Annotated in this window: 11 protein-coding genes; 8 read left to right on the top strand and 3 right to left on the bottom strand. The window is 68.3% G+C overall.

Translation table 11 applies throughout. The annotated features are described in order from the left end of the window. Positions 1 to 150: 150 nt before the first annotated feature. The 4 genes from OG828_RS15295 (at position 151) to OG828_RS15280 (ending at position 9000) form a co-directional block, all read left to right on the top strand. Entirely contained in the window at positions 151 to 1545 is a 1395-nt protein-coding gene (locus tag OG828_RS15295; protein WP_328438328.1) for an MFS transporter, read from the top strand. Positions 1546 to 1982: 437 nt separating this feature from the next. After that, the gene (locus tag OG828_RS15290) at positions 1983 to 3584 is read left to right on the top strand and encodes an MDR family MFS transporter (RefSeq protein WP_328501453.1); all 1602 of its coding nucleotides are present in this window, start codon (positions 1983 to 1985) and stop codon (positions 3582 to 3584) included. Positions 3585 to 4420: 836 nt separating this feature from the next. Then, the gene (locus OG828_RS15285) at positions 4421 to 7264 is read left to right on the top strand and encodes a ricin-type beta-trefoil lectin domain protein (protein ID WP_328501452.1); all 2844 of its coding nucleotides are present in this window, start codon (positions 4421 to 4423) and stop codon (positions 7262 to 7264) included. Positions 7265 to 7293: 29 nt separating this feature from the next. Beyond that, entirely contained in the window at positions 7294 to 9000 is a 1707-nt protein-coding gene (locus tag OG828_RS15280) for a ThuA domain-containing protein (protein ID WP_328501451.1), read from the top strand. Between the two features lie 130 nt (positions 9001 to 9130). Here the strand turns inward: OG828_RS15280 and OG828_RS15275 are convergent, their stop codons facing one another. From OG828_RS15275 to OG828_RS15265, 3 genes are all read right to left on the bottom strand, one after another. Next, the gene (locus OG828_RS15275; protein ID WP_328501450.1) at positions 9131 to 9382 is read right to left on the bottom strand and encodes a hypothetical protein; all 252 of its coding nucleotides are present in this window, start codon (positions 9380 to 9382) and stop codon (positions 9131 to 9133) included. An 82-nt stretch (positions 9383 to 9464) separates the two neighbouring features. Then, positions 9465 to 10946 (bottom strand): arabinofuranosidase catalytic domain-containing protein, encoded by a 1482-nt coding sequence (locus tag OG828_RS15270; RefSeq protein ID WP_328501449.1) that lies wholly within the window; start codon positions 10944 to 10946, stop codon positions 9465 to 9467. Positions 10947 to 11017: 71 nt separating this feature from the next. Next, positions 11018 to 14572 (bottom strand): ThuA domain-containing protein, encoded by a 3555-nt coding sequence (locus OG828_RS15265; RefSeq protein ID WP_328501448.1) that lies wholly within the window; start codon positions 14570 to 14572, stop codon positions 11018 to 11020. Between the two features lie 509 nt (positions 14573 to 15081). On the opposite strand from OG828_RS15265, the gene OG828_RS15260 reads away from it, so the two are divergent. Genes OG828_RS15260 through OG828_RS15245 form a run of 4 tightly spaced genes read left to right on the top strand, consistent with a single transcriptional unit; the run spans position 15082 to position 19729 of the window. Then, a complete protein-coding gene (locus OG828_RS15260; protein ID WP_328501447.1) occupies positions 15082 to 16593 on the top strand; it encodes a sugar ABC transporter ATP-binding protein in 1512 nt (503 codons plus the stop codon). Beyond that, a complete protein-coding gene (locus OG828_RS15255; protein ID WP_328501446.1) occupies positions 16590 to 17561 on the top strand; it encodes an ABC transporter permease in 972 nt (323 codons plus the stop codon). The genes OG828_RS15260 and OG828_RS15255 overlap by 4 nt, the downstream gene beginning before the upstream one ends. Position 17562: 1 nt before the next feature. Then, a complete protein-coding gene (locus OG828_RS15250; protein WP_328501445.1) occupies positions 17563 to 18534 on the top strand; it encodes an ABC transporter permease in 972 nt (323 codons plus the stop codon). 22 nt (positions 18535 to 18556) lie between these two features. Further along, complete coding sequence (locus OG828_RS15245; protein ID WP_328501444.1) at positions 18557 to 19729, top strand: substrate-binding domain-containing protein; 1173 nt, start codon at positions 18557 to 18559, stop codon at positions 19727 to 19729.

The raw sequence follows: 19729 nt of genomic DNA, 5'->3' as shown, positions 1-19729 counted from the left end.
CAGGCACCACTGGCCGGAACCACTCCCACAGCTGGTCAGGAACAAAGCGCTTCACAGCGTCACCACCCCAGCCCATGACCGATTGAGCCGCCCTCTGAATAGCTCGCCGCGCCAATGGGGCCGCGGTGCATCCGTAACGGAGGCTTTCCCATGACCACTTCAGTGCCGAGGGGCGACACCACCCCGTCTTCGTCCGAAGCAGGCTGGAAGTCCTACCTGGCCGACCTCTGGAAGGCACCAGCGAGCGCCAAGGCCGCGCTGACCGGCTGTCTCCTCCTCATGCTGGTCAGTCCTTCCGGCCTCTCCGCAATGACGACGTTCATCGTGCCGGCGTTCGCCAAGGACACGGGCGTCGCCAAATCCGCCGGCATTCTCGTGTTCGTCTCCATCCCGCTGCTGATCGGGCCGATCGTCCTGCCCTTCGCGGGCCGTTGGGTGGATCGACTGGGCGCACGCAGGGTCGCGGTCCCCTCCGCTGTCCTCTACGCGGCGCTGACGGCCCTTGTCCCGCTGTGCGGGTCCAGCGTGCCGGCGCTGGCGGTCGTGCTGATCCTGGCGTCCGTGTTCGGGTTCATGTCAGGTCTGGCTGTTGTCTTCAAAGTTGTCTCGACCTGGCTGCCGCAGCACAAGGGCATCGGATTCGCCCTCATCGGCATAGCCTCCAGCCTGGCCGCCGCTGTGTTCTCACCGGTGTTCCAGTGGCTGATCAGCGGCAGCGCCGGTCTCGGATGGAAGGGAACCTACCTACTCGTGGCTGCGGCGATCGCACTCGTGGCGATCCCAACCACCGTGTTCCTCATCTCGGAGCCGACGGTGCCGGTGGAGCCGGTGGAGCCTACGGGGCCGATGAAACTGACAGAGCCGATGGAGCCGACGAAGCGGCGTGTGACAGGGCCCGAAGCAGGGCTGCCAAGGCTTCCGGGCATCCCGCTGCGCAAGGCGGTCCGGACACGGGTCTGGATCTCCATCACGGTCTCCCTCGCCTTCGCAGCAGCCGGCCCGATGACCGTGCGGCAGAACGCGGTCGATTTCTTCGACGAGCGCGGATTCACCGAGACGACGGTCTCGCTCTCCCTGTCCGCGCTCTTCGCCGCGTCGGTCGCCGGACTTCTCATCGGCGGGATGATCCTGGACAGGACCGACCGGCCCCGGGTGGTGGTCCCGATGCTCGCAGCGGTGCCGGTGGGGCTCCTGATCGCCTTCGCGAATCACGGCTCGACGCCGCTGCTGTTGGTCGCGATGATCCTCCTCGGCTTCGCCACCGGCGCCGAGTCGTCGCTGGGACCCTTCCTCATCGCGCGGTACTTCGGCCTCGCCTCGTTCGCGCAGCTGCAGGGATTGACGCTGGCCATCTCCACCCTGTCGCTCGGTATATCGCCGTTCCTGGTCAGCGCGGTGCAGACCTCCACCGGGAGCTACACGGTGCCGGTGCTCGCGCTCACCGCGCTGACGGTGGTCGCCGTCGTCCTGGCGGCGGTGCTACCGAAGTTCCCGGCACAGTGGAAGATCGAAAACGCTCCCGAGCAGACCACCGGGTCGGCGTGACGGCGTTGAGCAGGATGCTAGGACGATCCTGTCGGCGCTTTGAGGGACCCGTCGCCGCGAGGGGGCTGGTTCGGGCACTCTGACCCCACCGGAGGACGGAAACCGGCGGTCAGGAACAGCACTTCACATGGTGTGACACGCGAACCTGTGCCGCTCCCGGCTGGCCAGTGACCACGACTTCGACAAGATCACGGTCGATATGATCAGCGTGAGGGCGGGCGCACCCGAGGGATGTGGCCGCCGCCCTCGGGTCGGCCGCAGCGCGCGTGGGGCTGGAGCGCTGGACGAGCGACGAACCCCCGGAGCACGACGACTCGGCCGTGCCCTTTGTCGAGCGCTCCGCTGATCTCCCGCAGCCCCTTCTCACGACCTGATGCGCCGCTGGCCGCAAGGCCGCCCGGCTCCGATCTCGCCCTCCCCTCAATTCCGGAGAACCGATGAGTGACTCCCTCTCTGTGGCGCACTCGCCGGAGGAAAAGCGGCACTCCTCCGACGGGCAGAGCCGGTTCGGACTCATATACGCGGGCCTGATGGCCGTGATGCTCCTCGCCTCGCTCGACCAGACCATCGTCAGCACCGCACTGCCCACCGTCGTCGGCGAACTGCACGGTGTGACAGATATGGCGTGGGTGACCACGGCCTACATCCTGGCCGCCACCGTGGTGATGCCTGTCTACGGCCGCCTTGGTGATCTGCTCGGCCGTAAGAACCTGTACATCGGCGGAATCATCGTCTTCCTCGCAGGTTCCGCGATCGCCGGATCCGCGCAGGACATGGCGATGCTGATCATCGGCCGGGCCGTCCAAGGCCTGGGCGGCGGCGGGCTGATGATCACCTCACAGGCGATCGTCGCCGACCTGGTACCACCCCGTCAGCGCGCGAAGTACATGGCTCCGATCGGTGTCATCTTCGCGCTGGCATCTGTCGTCGGCCCGCTGCTCGGCGGTTGGTTCACTGACAGCATCGGCTGGCGCTGGTGCTTCTGGATCAACCTGCCGGTGGGCCTGCTCGCACTTGCCGTGTGCGCCGTGGCGCTGCACCTGCCGCGCAAAGCGCTCAAGGCCACGATCGACTACATCGGCATCACCCTCATGACGGCGGCCGTTGCTTGCACCGTCCTGGTCGCGGACTGGGGCGGCACCGACTATGCCTGGAGCGACCCGCTCATCCTCGGCCTGGCCGTTGCGGGCGTTGGATCCTGGATCCTGTTCATCTACTCGCAGAGCCGCGTGGCCGAACCGATCATCCCGCTACGCCTGTTCCGCAGCCCCATCTTCGACATCGCCACCCTCATCGGCATGATCGTGATCGGTGTCGGGATGTTCGCGGTCCTCAGCTACATGCCGACATATTTGCAGATGGTCTACGGCGCCACCGCCGCACAGTCCGGCTGGCTGCTGCTGCCGATGGTGGTCGGCCTGATGGGTGCGAGCCTGCCGGTCGGCCAGCGGATGAGCCGGACCGGCCGCTACAAGATCTACCCGATCGCCGGTTCGCTCGTCATCGCCGTCACGTCCCTGATGCTCTCCACCCTCGATGTGGACACCCCCCTCACTCTGCTCTGCGGGTACCTCTTCCTGATGGGCGTGGGCATCGGCCTCATGTCCCAGACCCTCGTCCTGGCCGTGCAGAACGCCTTCCCCGCCGCCGACGTGGGCACCGCGACCGCCGCCAACAACTTCTTCCGCGAGATCGGCGCGACGGTCGGGACCGCCGCAGTCGGCGCGGTCTTCACCAGCCGACTGACCGACCAGCTCAGCGCCCGGCTGTCGTCGAGTGACCTCAAGACAGTCGGCGACACGGACTCATTGACCCCCGCACTCGTTCATGCCCTGCCGGCCCATGTCCAGGACGCCGTAGTCGCGGCCTACCAGCACGCCCTGACCCCGGTCTTCGGCTACCTGGTCCCGCTGTTCCTCGTCGGTGTTGTCCTGGCCGTCGTGCTTCCCGAGAAGCGGCTCGCCGGTGGCGACTCCCACAGACCGGATGGGGAGGCACCGGGGCGAGCGCCCGGAGGTCCGGAGACGAATGCGGGGTGAGCGGACCGACGACACCACTTCGGGGCGCCTTGACGCCGTTGTGCTTAAAGCCACCGAAGTGCTCGGCGGGAGCGCCGCAACGCGACTGACTCCGGAGGACCGAGGCCCGATAGTGTCGACCTACTCCAAGGGACTGGGGAGTTCTGATGTCGGCCAGCTGGCCGTTGCTGACACCCGTCGCCGCTCTCGTGCTGATCGTGCTCGGTGCAATTGCTGTGCTGAGGCTGCAAAAGGTCCCGCTCGGGCGACAGTCCGCCGACCTTCCTGGGAGCGTCAGCGTGCTGAGGGTCTGTGACGTGGTGCTCTGGATGCATCACCGTACGGATTATCAACAGGGGAACTGTATCGGGACCTGAAGTCCGGCGGGTGCAGACTGGGAGCCTCACGCCTAGAGGCCAGCGACAACGGCTCGTGCTGATCTGTCACTTCGGTGGCGACTCCCCCGTGACCTGCGCTGTACCAATGTGCCAACTATCTCTCTGATTCCGTACCAACGGCCCAACAATCTAGTTGGCATCACCGCAGGTCGCGAACGTTGCCTGGTGCCAACTACCGCTCCTGGTCACAGTCGTACTGCTGCGCTTCGCGACTTTCTCCACAACAGGCCAATAGTCTGGCCGGCCCGGAGGGAAGTATGGACACGTTGGGCTGAAGTCTTCTAGCCTTGTCGGCGGACCATCACGGTCGTCGATGTGACCCGACAGCGCGGTAGCCATCGACTTCTACTGTTTCCGAGCGGTTGCCCCCGCTCGGCTCCCAATCCCGCTACGGCATCGGCGCGGCAGCGCGCGCCCCAAGCCTGGCAGCCACCTGTTCAGGAAGGGGAGTGCATTGTCATGTTCATGAAGATCAGGAGGGCCGCAGTCGCGCGTTGGCCGGTCATCGGTTCGGCTCTGCTTCTGGTCGCGGCCACTCTCACCGCGGCCTTGTCCAGTGCGACCCCGGCCTCGGCGCACCCGATCAACGCCGCCGACTTCCAGCAGGTCCAACTGGCCCGCGGGGTCGCGGAGGTCGGTGAGCCGATGTCGCTGGCCGTACTCGCCGACCGGTCGGTGCTGCATACCGCTCGCAACGGGACCGTGCGCCGCACGGAGGCCAACGGCACCACCACGGTGATCGGCAACATCCCCGTATACGTGCACGACGAGGACGGCCTGCAGGGCATCGGCGTCGACCCGGGTTTCGCCACCAACCGGCACATCTACCTCTACTACGCCCCGCCGCTGTCCACACCGGGAGGCGACGCACCGACCACCGGCGGCAACTGGTCGGCGTGGCAGGGTGTCAACCGGCTTTCCCGGTTCACGCTCAACGCCGACTTCACGCTCAACCAGTCCAGCAGAGTGGACATCCTCGACGTGGCGGCCGACCGAGGTATCTGCTGCCACGCCGGCGGAGACATCGACTTCGACGCGGCAGGCAACCTGTACCTGTCCACAGGCGACGACACCAACCCGTTCGAGTCCGCCGGATATTCCCCACTCGACGAGCGGGCCAACCGCAACCCGGCGTTCGACGCACAGCGCACCGCCGCCAACACCAACGACCTGCGCGGCAAGATCTTACGAATCAAGGTGAACGAGAACGGGTCGTACTCGATCCCGGCAGGCAACATGTTCCCGCCCGGCACGGCCAGGACCCGGCCGGAGATCTACGCGATGGGCCTGCGCAACCCGTTCCGGATGAGCGTGGACAAGGCCACCGGCATCGTCTACGTCGGCGACTACGGCCCCGATGCCGGCGCCACCTCGGCGCGCGGGCCGCAGGGCCAGGTCGAGTTCAACCGCGTCACGGGCCCGGGCTTCTATGGCTGGCCATACTGCACCGGCACGAACACGAGCTCCGAGACGTACGCCGAGTGGGACTTCGCCACCAACACGGCAGGCGCGAAATACAACTGCTCGGGCGGGCCGACGAACAACTCGTTCCGCAACACCGGCTTGAGCGCGCTGCCCCCCGCCAAGGCTGCCTGGATCCGTTACGGCGGCGACGCCGGCAGCCCGCCGGCGTTCGGCGGCGGCTCGGAGTCGCCGATGGCGGGCCCGGTGTACCGGTATGACCCCGACGTCAGCTCGCCCACGAAGTTCCCGCAGTCGTTCGACGGGCAGTTCTTCGCCACGGAGTTCGGCCGCGGCTGGATCAAGCCGATCCACCTCAACGCCGACGGCTCCCCGGGGACCATCGACAGCTTCCCCTGGAGTGGCAAGCAGGTGATCGACTCGGCGTTCGGCCCGGACGGCTCCTACTACGTGCTGGACTACGGCGCCGGGCTGTACCAGGGCGACCAATACTCCGCCCTTTACCGCTTCGACCACGTCGGCGGCGGCAACCGGGCGCCCACGGCGATGGCCGGCGCCAACCGGACCTCCGGCGCCGCGCCGTTGACCGTGACCTTCTCCTCGGCCGGATCGTCCGACCCCGACGGTGGGGCACTGACCTATGCCTGGAGCTTCGGTGACGGCACCAGCTCCACCGCCGCCAACCCGACGAAGACGTACAACACAAACGGCGACTACACGGCCACGCTGACCGTGCGCGACCCGCAGGGTGCCACCGGCACCGCCGACGTGCGGATCACCGTCGGCAACACCGCGCCGACCGTGACCATCAACAGCCCCGCCGCGGGGGAGATCTTCGCCTTCGGTGACACCGTGCCGTTCAGTATCACCGTGACGGATCCGGAGGACGGCACGGTCGACTGCACCAAAGTCAAGCTGACGTACATCGTCGGTCACGACAGCCACGGCCACCCGATCACCTCGAAGACCGGTTGCTCGGGCACGATCACCATCCCGGTCGACGGTGAGCACGACGACGCGGCGAACATCTTCGGAGTCTTCGACGCCGAGTACACCGACAACGCCGGGCTCACCACGCACACGCAGCACATCCTGCAGCCGAAGCACCGGCAGGCCGAGCACTACAAGACATCGTCCGGCATCGCCACCTTGGACAAGTCGACCGCCGAGGGCGGCAAGTCCGTCGGTGACATCGAGAACGGCGACTGGATCGCATTCGAGCCGTACAAGCTGAGCAACGCCACGTCGTTCAGCGCCCGGGTGTCGTCAGCCGGCGCGGGCGGCACGTTGCAGGTTCGGGCCGGCTCGCCGACCGGCACCATCCTCGGCTCCGCCACCGTCCCGGTCACCGGCTCGTGGACGAACTTCACTACCGTCAACGGCTCGATCTCCGGTGCACCGGCCGGCACCACCACGCTCTACCTGACCTTCGCCGGCGGCTCCGGATTCCTCTTCGACGTCGACGCGTTCACCTTCAATCCTGGCGGGGGCCCGACACCCGGAGCGGGTCCGATCGTCGGACTCGCGAACAAGTGTCTGGATGTCCGGAGCGGCAGCTCGGCGGATGGGACGGCGGTGCAGATCTCGTCGTGTACGGGCTCGGCTGGGCAGCAGTGGACGGTGACGCCGGGGTCGACGATCAAGGCGTTGGGCAAGTGCCTGGATGTCAGCGGTAACAGCACGGCGGACGGGGCGAAAGTCCAGTTGTGGTCCTGCAACGGTGGCGCCAACCAGAACTGGCAGGCGAACCCGGACGGGTCGCTGCGGAACCCGCAGTCGGGCAAGTGCCTGGACGTGTCGGGCGCCAACTCGTCGGACGGCACCCTCGTGCACCTGTGGACCTGCCACGGCGGAGCCAACCAGAAATGGACCCTGCCCTGATTTCTGTCACCAAGAAGAGAGCGACGGACATGCGCAGACAACCCCGAAGCCTGCTTGGTGGGGCGGCCGCGACACTCGCCGCCCTGGCCCTCGTCGGGCTGCCCAACCCAGTCAATGCCGCGGACACGCCCTACGACGTCCTCGTGTTCTCCAAGACGGCCGGTTTCCGGCACGACTCGATCCCGGCAGGGATCCAGGCCATCCGCGACCTCGGCGCGGCGAACAGTTTCACGGTGACGGCCACGGAGGACGGCAACCACTTCACCACCAGCAACCTGAGCCGCTACGAGGCGGTGATCTTCCTCAACACCACCGGCGACGTTCTGAACGACGCCCAGCAGTCGGCGTTCCAGTCGTACATCGGCTCAGGCGGCGGCTTCGTCGGCGTCCACTCGGCCGCGGACACGGAGTACAACTGGCCGTTCTACGGCGAGCTGGTCGGCGCCTACTTCGCCTCGCACCCCGCTGTCCAGCAGGCCGACGTCAAGGTGGAGGGGCGGGCGCACGCGGCGACGGCTCACCTGCCGCAGACATGGACCCGCACCGATGAGTGGTACAACTTCCGGACCAACCCCCGTACCACCGCGCGCGTGCTCACCACGCTGGACGAGTCGTCGTACTCGGGCGGCTCGATGGGCGCCGACCACCCGCACACCTGGTGCAAGACACACTCGGGGGGCCGGTCCTTCTACACCGGCGGCGGGCACAGCCAGGCGTCGTACGCGGAGCCGGCCCTCCGGGCGCACCTGCTCGGCGGCATCCGGTACGCGGCAGGCCGGACCAAGGCCGACTGCCGGCCCGAGACCGGCTATACGGCCCTCTACAACGGCTCGACCACCGGCTGGTCGCAGGCCGGCCCAGGCGGCTTCACCAACTCGGACGCCACCCTCGCCTCGTACGGCGGCCTGGGCATGCTCTGGTACAGCGCCCGGCAGTTCACCAACTGCTCGCTGAAGCTGGACTGGAAGATGCCCGGCGACGACAACTCCGGCGTGATCGTGGGCTTCCCACCGTCGAGCGACCCGTCGTCGGCACTGAACAACGGCTACGAGGTCCAGATCGACGCCACCGACGCGACTGACCGCACGACTGGCTCGATCTACGCCATCAAGGCCCCGGACACGGCTGCCCGGGACGCGGCGCTCAACCCACCGGGCGAGTGGAACACCTTCGAGTTACTCGTGGAGGGCGAGCGGCTCCAGGTCTGGCTCAATGGCGTGAAGATCAATGACTTCACCAACACCGACCCCGCCCGCTCGCTCGCCGGCCACGTCGGCATCCAGAATCACGGCACGGGGGACGACGTATCGTTCCGCAACGTCCGGATCAAGGAGCTGGGCGGCGGCCCGACACCCGGAGCGGGTCCGATCGTGGGGCTCACGGGTAAGTGTCTGGATGTCCGGAGCGGCAGCTCGGCGGATGGGACGGCGGTGCAGATCTCGTCGTGTACGGGCTTGGTGGGGCAGCAGTGGACGGTGACGCCGGGGTCGACGATCAAGGCGTTGGGCAAGTGCCTGGATGTCAGTGGTAACAGCACGGCGGACGGGGCGAGAGTCCAGTTGTGGTCCTGCAACGGTGGCGCCAACCAGAACTGGCAGGCGAACCCGGACGGGTCGCTGCGGAACCCGCAGTCGGGCAAGTGCCTGGACGTGTCGGGCGCGGGTTCGTCGGACGGCACCCTCGTGCACCTGTGGACCTGCCACGGCGGAACCAACCAGAAATGGACCCTGCCCTGAGCTGACGCGGCACACTGGAAGGGCCACCTGCCACTGTGCGGTGGCCCTTCCGGGTTCCCGGGCCGGGGGCGGCTGACGTCAGGAACGCCAGGTCGACCCACGGCCAGGTCGGTGTGTAGCCGGAGGGCCGTCAGCGGCCGGACTGCCACCGGTCCGCCGGCGAGGCGTACGGGCTTCCGTCGTGGAAGGCCGGGCCACTTCCCCCGCAGTAGTGCGCGGCGACCAGGACGGGTGGCCGCGCCGCCAGGCGGTCCGGCACGTACAGGTACATGCGCAGGTTCGTCGGGTTGGCGCCGAAGTCGGTGACCTCGACGAGCTTGGCCGCGGCTGCCGGCGACGCGACCGCCGGCCGCCGACCGTCCGAGCGACGCCACAGATGCACCCCGGCTCGCCACGGAGGGAGTGAAGGCGGCACGTGATGTCACGTACCGCCTTCACTCGTGCCCGTCCCTGGATGGAGCGACTCAGCGGTAGCCGGCGGCGACGATGCTGGCCTGTACCGCGTTCTCGGTTGCGTCGGACGGGTATCCGGACACCATCGCGCCCTCGTAGAAGGTGCCGGCGCTGAGGTTCGCGCCGCCGCCGGGCTTGCAGCAGTCACCACCGCTGCCGAGGATGATGGCGCCCTGCTTCTTCATGGGGCTGTAGCCGGGCGGAAGCGCGCCGTCCCAGAGCGTGGTCAGGCTTCCGGTCTGGCCGTTGCCACCCTTGAGCGCGAAACGGCTCGTCCCGTTGTTCTTCAACATCGCCGTCACGAACTTGCTGGTGAAGGCCCGCTGGTTCGAGTTCCAGGTCTGACTGCCACCGGAGTAGAGCCCCCATTCGAGGTCGGCCTGGACCCATGGGCCGGTGCCGGCGCACCCGCCGAACCAGCACTGGGTGCTGAAATTGATCGCGTCCATCGCCCCGGCCGCGTCGGCCGCTCGGGTCGTCTCACTGTTGCCGTAGTCGAAGCAGCAGCCGCCGTTGACATGGGTGCCGCTGGTCACCATGTACATGCCTTCGGGGGCGCTGCCGGTCGGCACGCCGGTCAGGTGGCCGTCCCGCCAGTAGCTGTTGCCGGGGTTGATGTAGAGCGAGTAGGCCTTGCTGCCGCCGACCGCCAGCGACTCCGACGTCGCGATCGCCGGGCGGCTCTGGTTGGAGCCGGGAACCACACTCGATCCCTGGTACCACAGGTCGTTCCCGCGGCCGGACTGGTCGTAGACGACGGTGATGACACAGGTGGCCCCCGCGCAGAACGAGTCCTGCGTCGTCGCGTCGGCGGCGCCCCCCGCGCTCAGGACGCCGATGTTCCGGGTCGTGCTGTCGGACGAGCGCCGGACCTGGTAGAGGTTGCCGTTGTAGGTGCCGTAGAGCGCTCGTACGGTGCTGTGGGCGGCGATGCAGGGGGTGCCGCCCGAGGCGTAGATGTCGCACGTGCCCGCGCCGCCCGGCACTGGCGGGGTCGGCGAGTTCCACTGCTGGTTGGTGCCGTTGTGGCAGGACCAGAGGGTGGTTCTGGTGCCGTTGGCGGTGCCAGCGGCGTTGGCGTCGAGGCATAGTCCGGACTGGACGCCGGTGATGGTGCCGTTGGGGTTGACGTTCCACTGTTGGTTGTTCTGGCCGTTGCAGTCCCAGATGATGACCGGGGTGCCGTTGGTGGTGCCGCGTCCGCTGGCGTCGAGGCACTTGTTGCCGTGGGCGGTCAGTTGTTTGCCGGCGGTGTAGGTCCAGGTCTGGCCGGCTGCGTTGGTGCAGTCCCAGAGTTGGGTCTGGGTGCCGTTGGTGGTGCCGGCGCCGGGGACGGTCAGGCAGCGGCCGGACTGCGCGCCCACGATGGGGGCGCTCTGCCCGGGCTCGATCGGTGCCGCCACCGCGGTGGCGCCGACGGCGACAAGCACCAGGGCTGTGCCCAGCGCGGACAGCCGTCCGGACCGGAGTGGCCGAGGTATCCGAAACACCATGGCGGTTCCTCACCTGTTCGTAGGGAGGGATGCCCGGCGCGCAACCGCGCCGGGCATCCCGTTCGGACGGGCTATACGGCGGTGAACCGCCACTGTTGGTTGGTGCCGCTGTGGCAGCTCCATTGCAGGAGTCGTGCACCGTCGGCCGTCGAGCCGCCGTTGACGTCGACGCACAGTCCACTGGGGAGGCTTTTCACCGTGTACACGCCCACCGTGGTGGTCGGTGTGACGAGGAATTTCTGCGGGTTGCCGTTGTCGCAGGTGGACTGCTGCAGGAACGCGCCCTGGGCGGTGGAGCCGTTGGTCACGGCGAGGCACTTGTCGCTGTGCACCGCCTTCAGGTGGACGGCGCCGCCACCTGCGTCGACGGCCTGCCACTTCTGGTTGTTGCCGCCGGTGGCCGGCCACTGGACGATCTGGGCGCCGTCAGCGGTCGAGGCGCCGTTGACGTCCATGAATTTGCCGCTGTGCTGCGCTGCGACCGTCCAGGTCCGACCGGCCACGCCGCCACCGCCGCCGCCCGGTTCGCCGACCCCGTTGCCGCCGAAGGTAAGCGAGTCGAGGTCGAACCAGTTGTTCGAGGTGCCCTTGAACACCAGGTAGAGCCGGTGCGAGCCGGCGAGATCGGCAGTGTTCACCGCAGGCGTGGACTGGTAGTTGTTCCAGCCGCCGGTGCTGGGCACCGGTGTCGTGGCCAGGAGTGTGCCGGTCGGGGAGTCGGCGCGCAGTTCGATCGATCCGCCGCCGCTCGGCGACGACAGGCGGTAGCTCACGTTCGTGATGCCCGACAGGCTCATCGGGTCGAACGCGATCCAGTCGTTGTCGGAGATGTTGCCGACCCGCTTGCCGCTCTCCGCGCCGGCCTGCTCGACGACCTGCACACCCGACTGGTCCGTGTAGAACTCGGCCTGTTTGTGCTTGGGTTGGAGGATCGCGTGAGCGTAGCCGGTGAGCGGAGCCGCACCGCCGGGGCCGCCGTCGTCGGTGTAACGGGCGTTGAGGACGTAGTACAGGTTGGCGCCGTCAGGGTGCCCGCCGAGCAGCGTCGTGTCGATGGTGCCCGAGCACCCCGGGTAGTCCGTGGTCTCATGCTGGTGGTCGTCGTGGCCGAGGGCGGGGTTGACGAACACCTTGGTGCAGTCGATGGGCGCGCCGCCGGGGTCCGAGACAGACACCTTGTACGAGACGCGGTCGCCGAAGTCCAGCATGCCGCCGTCGGGCGGAATCGTGACGGTGACCTTCGGTGCGGTGTTGCCCACGGTGATCGGCACGTTGGCGAAGCCTGTCTTGCCGGTGATGTCGGTGACCTTGAGCTGGGCGGTGTAGTTGCCGTTGGCGGTGTAGGTGTGTGACGGGTTGGCCGCCGTGGACGTGGTGCCGTCGCCGAACGTCCAGTGGTAGCTGAGCGTGCTGCCGGGATCCGGGTCCGTGGACCCCGCACTGCTGAACTGCACGGTCAACGGCGCGTCACCGTTGGTGGGCGTTCCGGTGGCCTTGGCTGTCGGCGCCCGCCCGCCCTGGTTTTTGTAGTCGATGCGGTAAAGACCCGAGTCGTTGTTGCCACCGCCGAAGTTGGTGCCCCATTCGAGCAGGTACAACGAACCGTCGGGCCCGAACTCCATGTCCATCGGCTTGAGGAACTTGGCGGCGGGCAGGAAGGAGTTGGTCCGGGTGACCGCGGTCGCGGAGTCGAAGTGGACCTCCTTGACGGTGTGGCGCGACCACTCGTAGAAGAAGTGGACCCCGTCGTAGTAGGGCGGGAACTTTGTCTCGGACGGGTTCGCGGCGTCGTAGCGGTAGACCGGTCCGCCCATCGGCCCCGAGCCGCCGGAGCCGAGTTCGGGGAAGTTCGGTGAGACGCCGTAGCCGTACCACATGTTCGGCGCGACGATCGGCTTGAGGCTGGTCAGGCCGGTGTTGTTCGGCGAGTTGTTGACCGGCGCGTTGCAGTTGAACTTGGCGCCGACGACGCCGGTGCTCGGGTTGTAGGGCGCGTAGGCCTGGTTGTCGCCGTGGCAGAACGGCCAGCCGTAGTTGCCCGGGGCCTTGATGACATTGAGTTCGACGAGCCCTTCGGGGCCGCGGTTGGTCGCGGGCGGGTTCCGGTCCGGGCCGTAGTCGGCGAGGTAGACCCACCCGTTGTCCGGGTCGATCGAGAAGCGGAACGGGTTGCGGAAGCCCATCGCGTAGATCTCCGGCCGGGTCTGCGCTGTGCCCTGCGGGTAGAGGTTGCCGGCCGGGACGGTGTAGCCGCCGTCGGCCGACGGCCGGATGCGCAGGAGCTTGCCACGCAGGTCGTTGGTGTTGCCGGCGGTGCGGGCGGCGTCGAGGTTGGCCTTGCCCTGCCGCCAGTCCAGCGGGGCGTAGCCCTGCCAGTTGGAGTCGAGGTTCGGTGGGACGTCGTCCCCGGTGCCGATGTAGAGGTTCTTGTCGGGGCCGAACTCGATGTACCCGCCCGTGTGCCCGGGCTCGGCGAACGTGCGGTCCCGGGTCGCGGGGATGTCGATGATCGTCACCTGGCTCGACATGTTCAGGGTGTCGCCGGTGAGCGTGAACCGGGAGACCCGGTTGATGTCGTTCGGGACTCCGGCCGGGGAGTGATACAGGTACACGTAGCCGTTGCTGGCGAAGTCGGGGTCGAGCGCCAGTCCGGTGAGGCCGTCCTCGCCGCCGGTGTAGACGCTGAGCGTGCCGGCTGTCACGGTGCTGTTCGTGGTCGGTTTGAAGATCTTCAGCTGACCGGCCCGCTGGACATAGAGCACCCGCCCGTCCGGGGCGACCGCGAGAGCCATCGGGTCCGCGGTGTTGTCGTCGAGGGTGCGCTTTTCGAAGTTGCTCCACACGGTGCCGCCGCAGTCGCCGGGCTCGTTGCCGGCCGCCCACTTGACGCCCCCGAGGACGTGGTTGCGGAAATGGGTCTCGCTGTAGGCCGCGCTTGTGTGCCCCATGGCGGTGGCCCACACGCGGCCGCCGCCGGTGTTGCGGCACCAGGAGATGGGGTGGTCCGGCCCCATGGCGCGGGGGCCCGGGTTGTACGTGCGCTCGTCCGCGGTGACCAGGACGTGGACGTCGCCGCGGGAGTTGCGGTCGAAGTTGTACCACTCCTCGCTGCGGTTCCATCGGTCCGGCAGGCCGGCCGTCGACGGGTGCTTCTTGTCCGCGACGACGGCGGTGCCGGGCAGCACGCCGGGGGAGTGCTCCGGCATGTGTGCGCCGCCGTTGATGGTCTGGTCCCACCACGGGTACTCGTTCTCGATGCCCATGTCTGTGGCGTTGTGGATCGCGACGATGCCCTTGCCGCCGGCGAGGTAGCCCTCCACCGCCTGACGTTGGGCCGCCGTGTTCCACACCATTCCCGAGGTCTGGAACATGATGAGCACGTCGAAGGTGGCGAGGTTTGCCGGGGTGAAAACGCTCGAGTCCTCGCTGTGGACCAACTCGAAGTTGTTGGCCGCCGCCTGCTCCCGGAACATCGCGAGGCCGGCAGGGATCGAATCGTGCCGGTAGCCGGCCGTCTCCGTGAAGACAAGGGCTCGGAAGGCCGGCGCCGCTGACGCCGGTTGGGCGACGACGAGCGACAGGAGCACGCTCGCGATCACCCCGAAGATAAATATGACGCGACGCATGCCGTCTCCTATTTCGGCGGAGCAACGATGGCATGACCACGGGCACGCGCCGGCAGCTCGTCATTCCGTCCGCCGTGACGGGCAGTCAATCCCTACGGAAGAGAGGGGGCGTCACACCAGATGCGACCGTCTCCCGTGGTCTGGCGGCCAGCATGCAGCGGCGTATCGCAACAGTCAATATGGTTCGAGTGCGGCCGTTTCCATAACACATTTTGCGCATCAATCATCGCGGTTCGGTGCGCGACTGTCGTCGGGGCGATTCCATAACACATTTTGCGTATCAGTCGTCGCGGTTCGGCGCGCGACTGTGGACGGGCCGATTTGATAACAGATTTTGGCAACGGCGAACGCCCTGCTGTGATGTCCGGTGGTATTGCCAGGGCTCATCGAGGCATTTACCCTCGGGCCGCGATGTCGCCATCGAATCCGGCGAAAGTTCGATGCTATTCGACGATTCAGCTATCGGTGACTCAATCCTGCTGACGACGCGAAATGTAGAGGGTCCCACGATGTCTGGCCTGCCGCCGTCGCCGCTGCTCGCTCTGCGAGGCATCGGCAAGTCGTTCCTCGGCGTGCGGGTGCTCGATGGCGTCGACCTCCAGGTCCGGCCCGGCGAGGTGCACGCGGTCGTCGGCGAGAACGGCGCCGGCAAGTCCACGCTCATGAAGGTGGTGTCCGGCGTCCACCAGCCCGACGAGGGAACGGTTGAGTTCGCCGGCGCACCGCGGACGTTCCGCAGCCCGCGTGAGGCCCAACAGGCCGGTATCGGCATCGTCTACCAGGAGCTGACCCTGTTGCCCGAGCGCACCGTCGCGGAGAACGTCTGTCTGGGCCGCGAGCCCCTGCGCCGCGGGCTCGTCGACCGCAGGGCGATGCTCAGCCACACCGCGGGGCTCCTCGCCTCGATCGGGGAGGGCTCGATACCGCCCGAAACGCGCGTGGGACGACTCGGCGTGGCGCAACAACAGGTGGTCGAGATCGTCAAGGCGCTCGCCCTCGACGCGCGGCTGCTCATCATGGACGAGCCCACCGCGGCTCTCGCCGACCACGAAGTCGACCAGCTCTACGCGCTCGTACGGCGGCTGCAGGAGCAGGGGATAGGCGTGCTGTACGTCTCGCACCGCCTCAAGGAGGTCTTCGACCTGTCCAGCCGGATCACCGTGCTCAAGGACGGCCGGGCGGTGGCCACCTTGGACACCGCGGACACCGGCGCCGATCAACTGGTGCGCCACATGGTCGGCCGCGAGCTGTCGAGCTACTACCCCGACCCGGCGAAGCCGCAGGAGCTGGGCCCGGTGCGGCTGACCGTCCGGGGCGGAGGCAACCGGAAGCTGCGCGGCATCGACCTACGGCTGCGCGCCGGCGAGGTGCTCGGCGTCGGAGGCCTGCAGGGCGCCGGCCGGTCGGCGTTGGCCCGCGCGCTGTTCGGCGCCGCACCGTTCAGCACCGGCCAGGTGACCGTCGACGGAGCGCCGGTCCGGCTGCGCTCGCCCCGCGCCGCGATGCGGGCCGGTATCGCCTACGTCTCCGAGGACCGCAAGGGCGAGGGGATCGTCGCCGAGCAGTCGGTGCTCGACAACGCGCTGTTGGCCGACCGCGCCGTCCGCCCGGGCCGGGTCGGCCGCGGTGCCCGGACCGCGCGGGTCCGGGAGCTGCTCGCGGCCGTCGAGCTTCGCGCCGCAGGGGAGGACCAGGAGATCCGTTTCCTGTCCGGGGGCAACCAGCAGAAGGTCGTGCTGGCCAGGTGGCTCGCGCTCGCCCCGAGGATCCTGCTCTTCGACGAGCCGACCCGGGGCATCGACGTGGGCGCCAAGTCGGCGATCCACGATCTCGTCCGCCGGCTGGCCCGCGACGGCGCCGCCGTGCTGATGGTCTCGTCCGAGTTGCCCGAGCTGCTCGGCATGAGCGACCGGATCATCGTCATGCGCGACGGCCGGATCGCCGGCGAGCTACCCGCCGGCGCGACGGAGGAGGATGTCGTCGCCCTGGCGGTCGGCACCGTGCCGGAGGCGGCCGGATGAGCGGCGCGCTGTCCCTGACGGCCCGGCGGACCCCGCCCGGCGTGTTCGTCGCCCTGATCCTCACCCTGACGATCGGTTGGCTCATCGTCACGGCCGACGGCGGCCGGCTGTTCAGCCTGCCGACGACGGTGAGCCTGCTGCACGTCGCCGCCGGTCTGGGCCTCGTCGCGGTCGGCCAGACGCTGGTCATCATCGGGGGCTCGCTGGACCTGTCCGTGGCGTACGTGGTCAGCCTGAGCACCCTCGTCGCCGCCGAGACCATGGCCGGTGACGACGGTGCGCTGCTGCCGGCGATCGGCCTGACGCTCGCCGTCAGCAGCGCGATCGGCCTCGTCAACGGCCTGCTCGTCACCACAGCGCGGATCAACCCCTTCATCGCGACCGTCGGCGTCGGACTACTGCTGAAGGGATACCTCGACAACGGATACGACGGCCCGGCCGGCAAGACCGCACCCGCTCTGGTGCAGGGCCTGGGATACCAGCGCATCGGCCCGGTGCCGCTGTCGTTCCTGCTGCTGCTCGCCGTCGCCGCCGCAGCCTGGTTCGTGCTGGCGCGCACCCGCTTCGGCCACCACCTGATCGCCGTGGGCGGTGACCCGGAGGTCGCCCGGCTCTCCGGCGTCCGGGGCAGCCGGGTCCTCGTCACCGCCCATGTGCTGTGCGCCCTCTGCGCCGGCCTCGCCGGGGTCTACCTCGCCAGCCGGCTCGGCGCCGGCGCACCAAGGGTGGGCACCGAGGGACTGTACGACCTGGAGTCGATCGCCGCGGTGGTGCTCGGCGGCACCGCCCTGGCCGGCGGGCGCGGCGGCGTCGTCGGCACGGTCGGCGGCGTGCTGCTGCTCGCGAGCATCGACGCCATCTTCAACCAGCTCGAGGTCGACGTGTTCTTCAAGCAGGTGATCCGTGGCGTGATCATCATCGCGGCGGTCGCCGTCTACGCCCGCCGGGCGATGCGAAAGGCGTCATAGCATGCGGATCGCGCGCCCACTGCGGCTCCTTAAGTTCCGCTCCGGCGGTCTCGCACCGATCATCGTGATCCTGGCGGTGTTGCTGGTTCTGCTGACCGCCCGTCAACCGGACTTTCTCTCGCCGCCGTCGCTGATGTCGTTCCTCGGTCGCTCCGCGCCGGTCATCCTGCTCGCCGCCGGCCAGTACTTCGTGATCGTCTCCGGCGAGTTGGACCTGTCCGTCGGCTCTCTGGTCACCGCGCAGGTGGTCATCGCCGCCCGGCTGATCGACGGCGATCCGTCGGCCGGATGGCCTGTCGTCGTGCTCCTGCTCGCGTTCGGCATCGCCGTCGGCCTCGTCAACGGCCTCATCACCACGCGGCTGCGGGTGCCGTCGTTCATCACGACCCTCGGGATGTTCCTCATCCTCGTCGGTGCCGTGTACCTGTGGTCCGACGGTGCCCCGAAGGGTGGTCTCTCCGAGGAGTTCCGCCGGCTCGGTCGGTCGGCGTTCGAGGACGTGCCCGCGCTGGGCCGGATACCGTACGCCCTGGTCATCCTGGTGGCGGCGGCCGCTCTGCTGCTGGTGCTGACGCGTTCGGACTTCGGCCGCACCCTGGTCGCCGTCGGCGGCAACCCGCGGACCGCCGAGCTGAGCGGCGTGCGCGTGTGGCGCGCCAAGACGATGGCGTTCGTCCTCAGCGGACTCGCCGCCACGCTCGCGGCGATCCTCATCGGCGGGTACAGCGGAGTGTCGTTCCAGGCCGGTGCCGGCCTGGAGTTCGGCGCGATCACCGCGGCGGTCCTCGGCGGTGTCGCTCTGGGCGGGGGCCGCGGTTCGGTCGTCGGCGCGATGCTGGGCGCGCTGACCCTCGAGACGCTCTTCACGGTCATGAACTTCTACGGCGTCTCCGGCGCCCTCAAACCGACCGTCCAGGGCGCGATCATTCTGTTCGCCGTGGCGGCGGCGTCCTTCCGTTTCCCGTCCAGATGAAGGGGATCCAGTGAGGCATTCCATGACGGTGCTGGCCGTGTGCACCTTACTGGTGCTGGCCGGCTGCGCCACCGACGAGCCCACCACCGGCGCATCGAGTTCGCCCTCCGCGGGCACCGGGTCGGGCACCGGGAAGCAGTCGAAGTTCTTCGTGCAGGCCGACTACGACGAGCAGCTCGCGCTCCTGGACGCCGCGCCCACCGGGCCGGCCGGCAAGCCCTGGGAGCAGGCGCTCAACCCGGCGATGGTGGAGACCGCGAAGTTCAAGAAGCCCGGACCGTACAAGATCTGCTTCTCCAACGCGGGGCTGAACAACCCCTGGCGCCAGGTCGGTTTCAAGACCATGCAGGCCGAGGTCGACACGCACCGCGGCCGGATCTCCGAGTTCGTCCACGTCGATGCCGAGGGCAAGGACCAGAAGCAGATCGCCGACATCAACGACCTGCTCGGCAAGGGCTGCCACGCGCTCATCGTCTCGCCGAACACCACCGCGACGCTCACCCCGGCCGTGAAAGCCGCCTGCCAGAAGGGCCTGCCGGTCATCGTCTTCGACCGCGGCGTCGACACGACCTGCCCGGTGACGTTCATCAACCCGATCGGCGGCTACGGATTCGGCCACGTCGCGGCGGAGTTCGTCACCCAGAAGATGAGGCGGGGCGGCAAGGTGCTCGCGCTGCGCATCCTGCCCGGCGTCGACGTGCTGGAGACCCGTTGGTCCGCGGCGAAGGTCGCCTTCGACAAGGCGGGCGTCGACGTCGTCGGCGTCGAGTTCACCGACGGCGACCCGGCCAGGACGAAGAAGATCGTCAACGACTACATCCAGCGGTACGGCACGATCGACGGCGTCTGGATGGACGCCGGGGCGGTCGCGGGCGCGGCGGTCGAGGCGTTCGAGGACGCCGGCAAGCCCGTGCCGCCGATCAACGGCGAGGACCAGCTCGACTTCCTGAAGCTGTGGAAGGACAAGAAGCTCACGGCGATCGCCCCGACCTACCCGACCTACCAGTGGCGCACCCCGATCATCGCCGCGCTGAAGATCCTCGACGGCGAGCAGGTGCCGAACCCGTGGAAGCTGCCACAGCCGACCATCACCCAGGACAACCTGGACGAGTACGTCGACCCCACCATGCCGCCGCTGCACTACGCGATGTGCGGCTGCACCGACCTGCCCGATTACCCGCGGCGCTGGAAGTAG

Source organism: Streptomyces sp. NBC_00457 (assembly GCF_036014015.1).
Classification (GTDB): domain Bacteria; phylum Actinomycetota; class Actinomycetes; order Streptomycetales; family Streptomycetaceae; genus Streptomyces.
The sequence above is the reverse complement of the archived record's forward strand: the minus strand, read 5'-3'. Positions and strand labels throughout refer to the sequence as shown.

What these genes read in the sequence shown, in the direction of transcription:
- OG828_RS15295 (WP_328438328.1), top strand. Translation starts at nt 151, where the DNA reads ATGACCACTTCAGTGCCGAGGGGCGACACCACCCCGTCTTCGTCCGAA.
- OG828_RS15290 (WP_328501453.1), top strand. Translation starts at nt 1,983, where the DNA reads ATGAGTGACTCCCTCTCTGTGGCGCACTCGCCGGAGGAAAAGCGGCAC.
- OG828_RS15285 (WP_328501452.1), top strand. Translation starts at nt 4,421, where the DNA reads ATGTTCATGAAGATCAGGAGGGCCGCAGTCGCGCGTTGGCCGGTCATC.
- OG828_RS15280 (WP_328501451.1), top strand. Translation starts at nt 7,294, where the DNA reads ATGCGCAGACAACCCCGAAGCCTGCTTGGTGGGGCGGCCGCGACACTC.
- OG828_RS15270 (WP_328501449.1), bottom strand. Translation starts at nt 10,946, where the DNA reads ATGGTGTTTCGGATACCTCGGCCACTCCGGTCCGGACGGCTGTCCGCG.
- OG828_RS15265 (WP_328501448.1), bottom strand. Translation starts at nt 14,572, where the DNA reads ATGCGTCGCGTCATATTTATCTTCGGGGTGATCGCGAGCGTGCTCCTG.
- OG828_RS15260 (WP_328501447.1), top strand. Translation starts at nt 15,082, where the DNA reads ATGTCTGGCCTGCCGCCGTCGCCGCTGCTCGCTCTGCGAGGCATCGGC.
- OG828_RS15255 (WP_328501446.1), top strand. Translation starts at nt 16,590, where the DNA reads ATGAGCGGCGCGCTGTCCCTGACGGCCCGGCGGACCCCGCCCGGCGTG.
- OG828_RS15250 (WP_328501445.1), top strand. Translation starts at nt 17,563, where the DNA reads ATGCGGATCGCGCGCCCACTGCGGCTCCTTAAGTTCCGCTCCGGCGGT.
- OG828_RS15245 (WP_328501444.1), top strand. Translation starts at nt 18,557, where the DNA reads ATGACGGTGCTGGCCGTGTGCACCTTACTGGTGCTGGCCGGCTGCGCC.